This is a genomic window from Paraglaciecola mesophila KMM 241 (genome assembly GCF_000315015.1).
Taxonomy (GTDB): domain Bacteria; phylum Pseudomonadota; class Gammaproteobacteria; order Enterobacterales; family Alteromonadaceae; genus Paraglaciecola; species Paraglaciecola mesophila.
The window spans coordinates 69,865-80,675 of sequence record NZ_BAEP01000051.1 but is presented as its reverse complement, the minus strand read 5'-3'; the positions used below and the strand labels follow the sequence as shown (position 1 = coordinate 80,675).

Annotated in this window: 11 protein-coding genes; 6 read left to right on the top strand and 5 right to left on the bottom strand. The window is 42.3% G+C overall.

All coding sequences use genetic code 11. From position 1 onward, the window contains the following. Positions 1-58: 58 nt before the first annotated feature. On the bottom strand, positions 59-469 hold the full coding sequence (locus GMES_RS12165; RefSeq protein ID WP_006993000.1) for a hypothetical protein: 411 nt from the start codon (positions 467-469) through the stop codon (positions 59-61). A gap of 508 nt (positions 470-977) precedes the next feature. Between GMES_RS12165 and GMES_RS12160 the strand changes: the two genes are divergently transcribed. Next, complete coding sequence (locus tag GMES_RS12160) at positions 978-1,751, top strand: BPSS1780 family membrane protein (protein ID WP_006992999.1); 774 nt, start codon at positions 978-980, stop codon at positions 1,749-1,751. Positions 1,752-1,891: 140 nt separating this feature from the next. On the opposite strand, the gene GMES_RS12155 is transcribed toward GMES_RS12160, so the two are convergent. Next, positions 1,892-2,287 carry a DUF3718 domain-containing protein gene (locus GMES_RS12155; RefSeq protein ID WP_006992998.1) on the bottom strand — a complete coding sequence of 132 codons (396 nt, stop codon included), beginning with the start codon at positions 2,285-2,287 and terminating at the stop codon, positions 1,892-1,894. A gap of 220 nt (positions 2,288-2,507) precedes the next feature. Between GMES_RS12155 and GMES_RS12150 the strand changes: the two genes are divergently transcribed. Further along, positions 2,508-2,840, top strand: coding sequence for a PBPRA1643 family SWIM/SEC-C metal-binding motif protein (locus GMES_RS12150; RefSeq protein WP_006992997.1), 333 nt, complete (start codon positions 2,508-2,510; stop codon positions 2,838-2,840). A 50-nt stretch (positions 2,841-2,890) separates the two neighbouring features. On the opposite strand, the gene GMES_RS12145 is transcribed toward GMES_RS12150, so the two are convergent. After that, the gene (locus GMES_RS12145) at positions 2,891-3,643 is read right to left on the bottom strand and encodes a phosphatase (RefSeq protein ID WP_006992996.1); all 753 of its coding nucleotides are present in this window, start codon (positions 3,641-3,643) and stop codon (positions 2,891-2,893) included. A gap of 410 nt (positions 3,644-4,053) precedes the next feature. Here GMES_RS12145 and GMES_RS12140 point away from each other — a divergent pair, with 410 nt between their 5' ends. The 3 genes from GMES_RS12140 (at position 4,054) to GMES_RS12130 (ending at position 5,284) form a co-directional block, all read left to right on the top strand. Further along, positions 4,054-4,491 (top strand): nucleoside deaminase, encoded by a 438-nt coding sequence (locus GMES_RS12140; RefSeq protein ID WP_006992995.1) that lies wholly within the window; start codon positions 4,054-4,056, stop codon positions 4,489-4,491. Between the two features lie 114 nt (positions 4,492-4,605). Next, positions 4,606-5,070 carry a hypothetical protein gene (locus GMES_RS12135; protein WP_006992994.1) on the top strand — a complete coding sequence of 155 codons (465 nt, stop codon included), beginning with the start codon at positions 4,606-4,608 and terminating at the stop codon, positions 5,068-5,070. A 1-nt stretch (position 5,071) separates the two neighbouring features. Continuing rightward, positions 5,072-5,284 carry a helix-turn-helix transcriptional regulator gene (locus GMES_RS12130; RefSeq protein ID WP_006992993.1) on the top strand — a complete coding sequence of 71 codons (213 nt, stop codon included), beginning with the start codon at positions 5,072-5,074 and terminating at the stop codon, positions 5,282-5,284. 151 nt (positions 5,285-5,435) lie between these two features. Here the strand turns inward: GMES_RS12130 and GMES_RS12125 are convergent, their stop codons facing one another. After that, positions 5,436-6,998 carry a bifunctional GNAT family N-acetyltransferase/carbon-nitrogen hydrolase family protein gene (locus GMES_RS12125; protein ID WP_011576579.1) on the bottom strand — a complete coding sequence of 521 codons (1,563 nt, stop codon included), beginning with the start codon at positions 6,996-6,998 and terminating at the stop codon, positions 5,436-5,438. Between the two features lie 532 nt (positions 6,999-7,530). On the opposite strand from GMES_RS12125, the gene speA reads away from it, so the two are divergent. Then, positions 7,531-9,453, top strand: coding sequence for a biosynthetic arginine decarboxylase (gene speA, locus GMES_RS12120; protein WP_006992991.1), 1,923 nt, complete (start codon positions 7,531-7,533; stop codon positions 9,451-9,453). Between the two features lie 149 nt (positions 9,454-9,602). On the opposite strand, the gene GMES_RS12115 is transcribed toward speA, so the two are convergent. Beyond that, positions 9,603-10,742, bottom strand: coding sequence for a serine hydrolase domain-containing protein (locus GMES_RS12115; protein ID WP_006992990.1), 1,140 nt, complete (start codon positions 10,740-10,742; stop codon positions 9,603-9,605). Positions 10,743-10,811 lie beyond the last annotated feature (69 nt).

Below are 10,811 nucleotides of genomic sequence, written 5' to 3'. Positions count from 1 at the left end.
CTATTAAGAAGCGGCATTTTTGTACGCGGTATTCCCGAATTAACAGGAAAGCGCGAAATTAGCAGTCGGTATCGTCTGCGTTCATTTCGGATTTAGCATCTTCACAAGTGTCTTCCATAGCATTAGCTGCATCAGTTTTCATTTCACTTGCTTTGTCTTTACTTTTTTCCATCCACTCAGACGCTTTCTCTTTGCTGTCTTCGTACGCTTCGGTGGTAGCGTCTTTCGCGTCTTCGTAAGCTTCAGACGCATCGTCTTTGGCATCTTCATAGGCATCAGATGCTTCTTCTTTAGCATCTTCATATGCGTCTTTGGACTTCTCGCCAGCTGCTTCCATTTTTTCTTTACTGGTTTGCACAGCTGAATCTAACTTATCACCGGTCGTCTCTTCTTTCTTCTCGCTACAAGCTGCAAGAGATAGTGAAGCAACAAAGATCACCATAGCTGTTTTGGCAAATGTATTTTTCATTCTAGTTCCTTATATTTACGCTGCTCGAAAATTCAAGCGATTTAGTATGACTCTTACTAAGGTACTTACCATGTATATGATCAACCCTAAGTAACAAACTACCTTTACAAGACCGTGCACTACTCCTCCTAACATAGCTACATTTCGCAATGTTACTAGTGCGGTCAAAGCACATACTATGATGACGAAGAAATACATGGTTGTCTCCTGTAATTTTTAGCAAACAATGTGTCAACTGAAAAGTGAGAACTCAAAGCTGTTCATTTCCTGTTGTCTGATTGCTGCATAGTTTATCCATAAACACTTATATGCGATTTTAATGCCAAGATATAACATGCTGAAAAATAGAGAATAATAGGCATATTGTGATGCTAATAGCGTGTAAATGTGGGATATTGGCAACACTGAGTTACACATACGACTCCATTACAACTTGTTCTTACGAGTGCGCTTTGACAGGATATACGGTTCGTGTTCAACGTCTTACATAACAAAGAGTAAATTTTTTATGCACCCCTCTCCTTATTCACCTTCATCACCCAGCGGCGAAGAATACCGTCTGGTTTTCCCCAAAGTGTGTAAAACTAAAGATGTCATTTCATGGTTGCGTGAGGGTAAGCATCAATTTAAGCGCAACCCTGGCGCTTGGGTTACCTGTATTTTGATTTGGTTTGTTTTTTCTCTGGTAATGTCGATCATCCCGATTGTAGGGCAAATAGCGGGCGGACTACTGAATTACGTGTTCATTGCAGGGCTTATGCTCGGCTGTTATGAAGCCAGTCAAGGCAAAGAATTTACCAGTCAATATATGTTTGCGGGCTTTAAACACAATCTCTCTAAATTGGTTGGGCTAGGTTTTGTGAGCATGGTGCTTTCAGGTCTCATTATGTGGATAACGCTAGGAGACACCTACCTTACGATGCTCAGCGGAAATGTAGATACGCTACCTGCTGATTTTGACGTTAATAGTTTGGCTATCTCTGTTTTAATCGCGACTTTATTGCTCATTCCATTGATGATGGGATTGTGGTTTGCTCCGGTATTGATTATTCGTCATGATTTATCTGTGTTTGCAGCACTAAGACTTAGCTTCGTCGCCTGCTTCTTAAACACCCTACCCTTTTTCTGGTACGGGCTAACTTTAATTCCGATGTTTCTTTTTGGTATGTTTACCCTAGGTTTGGGTTTACTTATTGTCCTACCAGTAATTTTAGTGAGTATATACGCGTCTTATGTGCAGATTTTCCTAGAGCCAATCAGTGGTGCTTCATTGGACGACTAATCAAGATATTGAATAGTATTTTTGAATTATGAAACGGCTCCCCAAAAAAAGAGCCGTTTTTACTTTTGAAACCTTTTGTACCGTCATACCAGCCCCAGTAAAATAGTTAATCACTCAGGGAAAATTTATTGGAATAGGTATCAGATCCGCTCGTTCAAAACGCTGGCGATCGGTGACGCCATAAGCTGTCTTTCGGACACCCACGCTTGCAAGGTTTTACCGTCACTTTCTGGTGAATTCAGTAGGCTTTTAGGCATTTTTTTGATCATCAGCTCGCCCGTTTCTAACGCATTATTTAAAAACGCAATACGAATTAGGCTCTCTCCCTCGCAACTAATACCCGTATAGTAATCTTGTAGCTTTAAGCGATAGTCACTTTCCACTTTTTTCATTTTCTTGCGCAATTCACTTTTGTCGTCGGCTTTAACGATAGTACAAATATTTTGTAAGTCTTCAGCCACATCGGCTTGCGCTACTGAAGAAAAAGCGCCATAAAATACGGCGATAACGGCAACGGTTTTAATAGTTTTCAACATGGTTATTCCTTGGGTTAAGATGAGTCGAATTCAGATGGCGCGGATTAAACAGCAATAAATTTGGTTAGGAAATAACCAGCGAAATACGTAGGTATTAAAGCCCATACCATTTACGATTACGTACAGATTGATAACACTACTGACTAAAAAATAATTAATAGGGACTTGCGGGAAAGCCTGCTAGTATCTGCGCCCTTTTTTAACGTTCCAAGGAACAAACATGTCTAAGTTTTTCTTCAAAGGCCGAATAGATCCCCGGGAAAAGTACCAGAGATTTGGCTACAACACTCAGCGAAAAACCAAGGTAGGCAGCGAAAATGCACCGCTACAGATATCGGTGCAGACGTATGAAAGGGAAGCTGAGCTAAAATCTGTTCTAGCTGAGCACAATCTTTATGCTGAAATCACCGTAGATACTAATCAGCCTGAAAATACGATTCAACTCGATACCCTACTCAATTTGCCAGGTACACAGACATTCGTTAAAACCCCGAATCGAAACGATCCCTGCACCTGTGGAAGCGGTAAAAAATATAAAAAATGTTGTGGCTAAGCAAAGCCACTTAGCCCTCATTTAAGCAATCATAGGCAACGGTCATCCAATTAGAGTGCGGCTAACCAATCCTGCAACTCGGTAGCGACAGGCTTATTATGCTGGGCCAAAAACGCCAAAAAGTGATGTGCGTCGCGATTTACAATTCGCTCTACGGGAAAACCAACTTCCTCAGCACACGCGCTACTTGAAGCATCATTCCCAATATCGTATGCCACATGTGCATCACTTGAAAATACCACCTTCCAATCGAGCTGGTCTGTCATCTCAAGTACCTGTTTGCAAATAGGGGAGCTGCCAGAACGCGAGCCTTTAAATGAGCTGTTATTCACTTCTAACACCACATTGTTGTCTTTTGCGGCTCGGATCACCTCACCTATATCAATGGGGAAATTAGGATTCCCCGGATGGCCAATAATCTGTATGTCACCCGTTTCTATAGTGGCTATCATGGCTTGGGTATTTTGCGCTTTCCCTGCTGGCGCAAACACGGGCTCATGAAAACTCGCGATGGCAAAATCGAGAAAGGGGAGAAGACCATTTGGAATATCGTGTCCACCATCGACCGGCATAATATTCGCTTCGATTGCGCGTAATATCGCAACGCCATCTACAAAGCGCGGTAGAACATGGCGGTTACCGAAATGCCATGGATGAGGAGAGTCAGGCATCGACGGGCCATGTTCAGTGAGTGAGAACATTTGCATCCCCTTTAGTTTGGCTTGCACAGCGTACTCATGCACAGTGCTATATGCATGTGTGCTGGCGACCGTATGCGAGTGCGTATCAACCAATAATGTCATTCTTTCCTCCTGGGTTTTAATTTATAATAGCGGCTACCCATGACATTTTTCTTAAAGTATCTAAAGAAAATAGCAGCATTCGCTAAAACTCAAAATGGCAGCATAGTTATGCCTATCGAATCCCCCAATGGTGATATCTGAAAGTAGTATTGAGGCAAAAACATAATCCTCAAGTGACAGACCATATTATCATAGCGACTTGATTAGCTTATGCTTGAAGCGTGTCTAGATATTTCCGTACGCTTATGGTTTGTAACACAGTTAGCTTGAGGCTGGCGAAGCAATCCGTTTAGCGTCGCGCACGAAGGTGATGTGGTAACACAAAGAGACAGCTGCGAGCACCGGTATGTTCTTAAACAATTTTTATTACCCATTTTTATTACACTACTCACATAATCACGGAGGTTCTCATGGACAAATTTATGCAAGCGGCGATTGACGAAGCAAAATTGGGCTTGGCAGAAGGCGGTATCCCCATTGGTTCAGTACTTGTGCACAATGGTGAAATTATCGGACGAGGTCACAATAAGCGCGTGCAAAGTGGCAGCCCAATATTGCACGGTGAGATGGATGCGCTTGAAAATGCGGGGCGTCAACCAGCACGGGTTTATAAAGAATCGACGCTTTACACCACATTATCACCTTGCAGCATGTGCAGCGGTACTATTCTACTTTACGGTATCCCAAAAGTAGTGATTGGTGAAAATCAGACATTTATGGGCGAAGAGTCTCTTTTGACCTCCCGCGGGGTGAACGCGCAAGTGCTGCATAATCAGGAGTGCATCACCCTGATGAATGATTTCATTCGTGATAAACCAGAACTGTGGAACGAAGATATAGGTGAATGATAACCAGAAAATCCTCATAAAGAATATAAAATACAACCAAATGTTAAAAATATTTTACACTGAGTAAAATTTAACATATATTTTATCACCTTTAACGCTATAAGGTGAGCAAGCATGTCATTTGAAGAGAAAAGCATTTGGGTATCGCTGATATCTACGGTATGTATTTTTGGTTACTATTTTATCAATGTTTTGAGTCTAGGTTCGATGCCTTTAGAGCAGGCAAATATTGCTGCGGTTCAGCTATTGTTCCAAGCAGTAGTCACTACAGTCGTAGTAGAAATTATTCTGCATACTGTCATTGCAATATGTAATCCAAGCGATGCACAACAGCCTTCTGATGAGCGAGACAAATTGTACAAAATGAGAGCGAACAGCGTTGGCTATAGCGTACTTATTTTGGGTGTTATCTTGACCTTAGGTCATATATTATTGAGCTCGTTTTTTCCTGAATTTAAAGGCCAAAATGCAGTCGCTACTTTTCCGCTTTTAAGCGCAAATATTTTATTTTTCAGTTTTATTATTTCCGAAGTGGCACGTTATTCGAGCCAAGTATTTTTCTATAGAAAAGGTGCCTAAAGTGGCAAATGTTCCAATCAAAAATAAGATCCGAGAATTACGTTTTTTTGCTGATGAAATGACCCAAAAAGAATTGGCAGAACTGGTAGGAGTGACCCGACAAACGATCATGGCAATAGAAAAAAGTAAGTATTCACCAACTTTAGAAGTTGCCTTCAAAATTGCCGAAGTATTTGGCCAGTCATTAGAAGAAGTTTTTCAATACGAAGGGTAAAAAAAAGCAAATGTTAGTGACCACTAATCTTTGCTTAACTCGCACGTAACTAAGCGTTGTTTTTATCTAACTGGCAGCACGAGAGTAACCTTTTTCTGTGCTACCAGTTTAGTTGGCAATAGAATTTAGATTTAAATTAGTTAACGCTCACTTACTTCGGACCCTTCCATTTTACTTCGTATAAGTCGCGACGCCGATCTAAGTAGTTGCGCACGGACCCTTCATTTTTAAGTTGTTTCAACTTATCAAAATCCAAGTCTACGATCAGCGTCATTTCAGTATTCGGTGTCGTTTCTGACACGATTGCATCATGAGGAAATGCGAAATCAGACGGGGAAAACACAGCGGTTTGACCGTACTGAATATCCACATTATCTACCTTGGGAAGGTTACCTACACTGCCAGCAATAGCCACATAACATTCATTTTCTATCGCCCTAGCTTGAGAGCAACGACGTACGCGCAGGTAGCCATTTTTGGTGTCAGTCCAAAACGGAACGAACAAGATTTGAATGTCTTGCTCGGCTAATAAACGGCCCAGTTCAGGGAACTCAACATCGTAACAAATCAGTATGCCAACTTTACCAAAATCAGTATCGAATGCTTGTAATTGATTCCCCCCTTGCATGATCCAATCTTTTTTCTCATGAGGTGTAGGATGTAATTTATATTGGCTTTCAACACGGCCATCTCGGTGACAAAAATAGCTCACATTATACAGTTCATTTTCTTCGATAACCGGCACTGACCCGGCGATAACATTAATGTTATATGAGACGGCTAAACGGGAAATTTCGGTGAGGATCTCATCTGTGTAAGTGGCTAAATTCCAAATCGCATCTATAGACGTATCAGCCTGCTTAATCCCCATTAGTGGTGCGTTAAAAAACTCAGGGAAAAGTGCGACGTCACATTTGTAATCAGACAAGGCATCCACGAAATACTCAACTTGCTGGAGTAGCTCAGGCACATCATTGAAATAACGCATTTGCCATTGAATACACCCGATACGCGCTGAGTTGCGTTGGCTACCCAACAACTCAGGCTCTTCAGGGTCATAGTAAATATTGTGCCATTGAAGCAGCGTAGCGTAACCACGAGACGCTTTATCTTCAGGGAAATACGCTTTAAGCAGTTGTTTTACTTCAAAGCCATTGGATAATTGAAAGGTTAGAATTGGATCGTGAATATCTTTTGATTTCACTAGCTCAACATATTCATAAGGTGACATCTGCGCAGCATACTTGGTGTAGTTAGGAATACGCCCACCGGCCACAATCGATTTTAAGTTTAGATTCCGACACACTTCTTTGCGTGCTTCATACAGGCGTCGCCCTAATCGCAACCCTCGATACTCAGGCGACACAAAAAGGTCTACACCATAAAGCACATCACCTTTTGGATCGTGAGTAGACATATAGGCATCACCTGTAATGTCTTCATAAGTATGTTTATCACCAAATTTATCGTAATCGATTATCACTGAAATGGCGGCAGCGACAACCTTGCCTTTATCTTCTATACAGATTTGCCCTTCAGGAAAAACATTCAACTGAGATTGAAAATTTTTCAAAGGCCAGGCCCCACCAACTTGAGAATAGACGATGTCCATAAGCTCTTTTACGTCGGCATAATCATCTATGGTTAAATGGCGTAATTCCAAAATATGTTCTGGATCATCCATCGAGGGGGTTGAGCAATTATTATCGTGCATAAGCGTACCGAGAGGCTCCGTTATAATAGGGATTGGTTACGAGATACAACCTGTACCAGCATGGAGGTTTCGTCAAGCAATGTTTATCATCTAGCGGCAATTCAAGACATCTGTATGACTCATTTATCAGCTACTCTTGACCTCGTAGGTCGAGTAGTTGAATAAACTGACGTTGCACTGCATGACGATACAAACATTGAAAACAGCAATTAGTGAGCCATTACGCGGCATTGCACTCTTTTGGCTAAGTTATCCTATTGGTTAATAACTTGCATTAGCTTGGCACTCGGCACGTTAACTTGGCCAAAGTTATGTCAATATGCGAGCTAAAATAGCGTAAAAAATAATGGTTTTATCCTACTTCACAGCGTAGTTTATGTGGTTCTATCACCTGCTTAGTTAATGACGAGTAAAGTGGTTAATCATTCAGCGATTGAAGTTTTTAATAAAGTGTCTTCAGTGTCATAGCGTTGAAGAAATTTGTTCACTATAATGCGCGACTTTACAGTCCCGCAACTAGGTATTAATGGTAATGGCAGAGCAATCAGATTGGACAATCGACGATGCAGAGCGTGTATATGGCGTGAAGCGTTGGGGAGCTGGTTACTTCGAAATCGGAGCAAACGGCAATCTTAAGATCACTCCAGATCTTTCAAATAAAAACATGCGCATCGACTTCCAATCCGTCATCGAAGAAATTAAAGAAGAAGGTATTCAATTTCCCGTTGTTGTGCGCTTTCACGATATTTTGCGCTCTCAAGTTGCGTGTCTAAATCAAACCTTCATCAAAACCATTGAAGAAGCCCAGTATCAGGGTAAGTACATGGGTGTTTATCCGGTTAAAGTAAATCAGATGCGCGAAGTGGTTGAAGAAATAGTAGACGCTGGTGCTCCGTTTAACTATGGCCTAGAAGCAGGCTCTAAAGCCGAGCTTATTACCGTTATGGCGTATAACACCAATATTGACTCGTTAACGATCTTAAACGGATACAAAGACGCCGAGTTTATGCGCTTAGCGCTTTTGGGCCGTAAGCTTGGCCGCAAAATGATTGTGGTCATTGAAAAATATTCTGAGCTAAGCCTACTTGTAAACGCAGCTAAACAATTAGATGTGATGCCTATTATTGGCCTTCGCTCAAAAATGACCGTAAAAGGCCGTGGCAAATGGGAAAGCTCAGGTGGCGACCGTGCTAAATTCGGCCTTACCACCAGCGAAATGATTTGTGCGGCGCGCTACCTAGAAAGCGAAGGCATGGGCGAATGTTTGAAATTACTGCATTTCCATATTGGTAGCCAATTAACTGACATCCGCGCGGTCAAAGAAGCCATCAGTGAAGGCGGTCGTATCTACGCAGAAATGCACCGCATGGGCTTTAAATTAGAATACGTTGATGTGGGCGGCGGCTTAGGTATCGATTACGACGGCAGCAAATCAACTAATGACTCATCACGTAACTACACCATGGAAGAATACGTAGCCGATGTTGTTTACGGTATGCGTGAAGTATGTGACTTAGAAGGCGTCCCTCACCCTACGCTTGTTAGCGAAAGTGGCCGTGCTATTACGGCTCACCATAGCTGCGTTGTGGCGCAAGTTGTTGGTGAAATTCGTGCTAATAGCGCCGAGCTTCCCACGGATAAACTGCCCAACGATCACGTTTTGTTGAATAACATTCGAGAATTGGCTGAAGGGGTAGACTCGCAAGATAATTTACAAGAAATTTTCAATGATGCATCTCAATGGAAAGAACACGCAATTAACGCATTCAAACTGCGCGTTATTTCATTAGAAGAATTAGGCAAAATTGAAACTTTGTATTGGCAGATTATGGTCAAATTGCAGCATCGTCTGAAAGATGCTGAGTTTGTCCCAGAAGAATTACAAGAGCTTGACTACAACTTGTCGTCACAATACTTGTGTAATTTTTCTGTATTCCAATCTGCAGCAGATACGTGGGCGATAGACCAAGTGTTACCGGTTGTCCCCATTGCTCGTATGAACGAGAAGCCCACCGTGAATTGTTCACTCGTCGACATTACTTGTGACAGTGACGGTAAGCTTGACCAATTCGTGGTTGAGCACGGCATATCAGACGTGCTGCCAATGCCGCCGCTTAAAAAAGGGGAAGAGTATTACTTAGGGTTGTTCCTTACCGGCGCATATCAAGATGTGATGGGCGACATGCATAATTTGTTCGGCCGCCTGAACGAAGTGCATATTTTCGGTGATGATGATGACCCAGAAGACTTCTACATTGAAGAAATGGTGAAAGGCTCATCAGTACAAGACGTGCTATCTATTATGCAGTACAACCCAGATGCAATGGCCCAATCGGTTAAACGTATGATCGACCAACATATTTCAAGCGGTGCTATGAAACCTCGTGAAGCGGTTAAATGGACTGACTTTTACGAGGATTGTCTAAAAGGTTATACCTATTTAAAAACCAATTAAGCTTTCGCTAAATCAATAAAAAGCCCAGTCTTGTCTTTTAAGTCTGGGCTTTTTTAGTTCATCTAATACTTCATTTAAGCGCCTTGATGAAGTCATTCTAAAGTTTCTTTGAGTGATTAATTATTTACTGCAGTTGGTATAAGACACGATTATGGTGCCACGCTGATTAATTTTTGCTGAGCATCATAATGCTCAAAATAACTGGCCCAAAAATCAGCCGTAAAATCGTTGATCAAATTTGACTCTGCATTCATAAGCATGAAATAGCCCACTTTTTGATCCGGCGCGAACGCAACCGCTGCGCGATAACCTTTGACCCACCCGCCGTGGTAATTCAATTTATGCCCATCAAAGTCGTATACGCGCCAACCTAAACCATAATGGGCGTCTTTGAGGTAACGTTGCCATAAGCGGCGGTGCATTTCGCGTTTGGTTTTCACCCGAGGTTGTGTCACTTGGTCAATAATTTGCGGCCCAATCACATTCGGCTGCTCGCCAAGCAGCGCCCCAACCCACTTAACCATATCCGCACCGCTAGCGTTCACGCCTGCTGCGGGTGAAAAGCGATAGTAGTCTTCGTTAACCTTCACACTGCGCCATTTGTTTTTCGCGATCGCTACATGCGGTTTGGCCCATGAATTCGACGCTTGTAAACCTTCACGCCCCACACTCGCACCTTTCATATTTAGCGGGCGCAAGACTTCAGCTTCTAATTGTTGCCCGTACGACGTGTTATTTTCTTGAAAGTACTCTTCGATAACGCCGAACAAGGTATTTTGGTAGGTATAGCACTCACCCGGTGTACATAAAGGCTTTAAATCAGTCAGCATGCTAAGCACTCGCTTTACCGGATAATTAGCTTCAATGAGATTGTCATAAGCATTGGGCGAGAACCCGCTCGATTGACCAACAATATGACTGAGCTGTAAGTCTTTGCTGTTATCAAAACTATATTCGTTGGTCATTTTTTTCACAGGGGTTTGCCAGCTTAATTTATTCTCATCGACCATTTTGGCCATTAAAATAGAGGTAAATGTTTTCGACACTGACGCTAAACGAAACACCGTTTGCGGAGAGATAGCCGTACCATTATTGGCTGTTTTGCCAGACACTACCATCTTGGCTGGCTTGCCTTCTTCGATAAAAGCGAACAAATAACCTGGCACTCGCTGCTTAGCCGTTTTAGCTTTCACTCGACTGGCGAAATCGTCAAGCCATTCCTCACCCATGGCTTGCGAGCAAACTAAGTTTGAAAAAACTAGGCTTATCAATAAGAAAGACTTAAACACGTGAAAACAGCCACTCCAAAATATCGGTTATCAAGATTACATTCCTTTTCCTGCGCGCAGAAAACGGCC

Excerpts from the sequence above, each read along its gene's own strand:
- GMES_RS12165 (WP_006993000.1), bottom strand. The coding sequence starts at position 469 with ATGAAAAATACATTTGCCAAAACAGCTATGGTGATCTTTGTTGCTTCA.
- GMES_RS12160 (WP_006992999.1), top strand. The coding sequence starts at position 978 with ATGCACCCCTCTCCTTATTCACCTTCATCACCCAGCGGCGAAGAATAC.
- GMES_RS12155 (WP_006992998.1), bottom strand. The coding sequence starts at position 2,287 with ATGTTGAAAACTATTAAAACCGTTGCCGTTATCGCCGTATTTTATGGC.
- GMES_RS12150 (WP_006992997.1), top strand. The coding sequence starts at position 2,508 with ATGTCTAAGTTTTTCTTCAAAGGCCGAATAGATCCCCGGGAAAAGTAC.
- GMES_RS12145 (WP_006992996.1), bottom strand. The coding sequence starts at position 3,643 with ATGACATTATTGGTTGATACGCACTCGCATACGGTCGCCAGCACACAT.
- GMES_RS12140 (WP_006992995.1), top strand. The coding sequence starts at position 4,054 with ATGGACAAATTTATGCAAGCGGCGATTGACGAAGCAAAATTGGGCTTG.
- GMES_RS12135 (WP_006992994.1), top strand. The coding sequence starts at position 4,606 with ATGTCATTTGAAGAGAAAAGCATTTGGGTATCGCTGATATCTACGGTA.
- GMES_RS12125 (WP_011576579.1), bottom strand. The coding sequence starts at position 6,998 with ATGCACGATAATAATTGCTCAACCCCCTCGATGGATGATCCAGAACAT.
- speA (WP_006992991.1), top strand. The coding sequence starts at position 7,531 with ATGGCAGAGCAATCAGATTGGACAATCGACGATGCAGAGCGTGTATAT.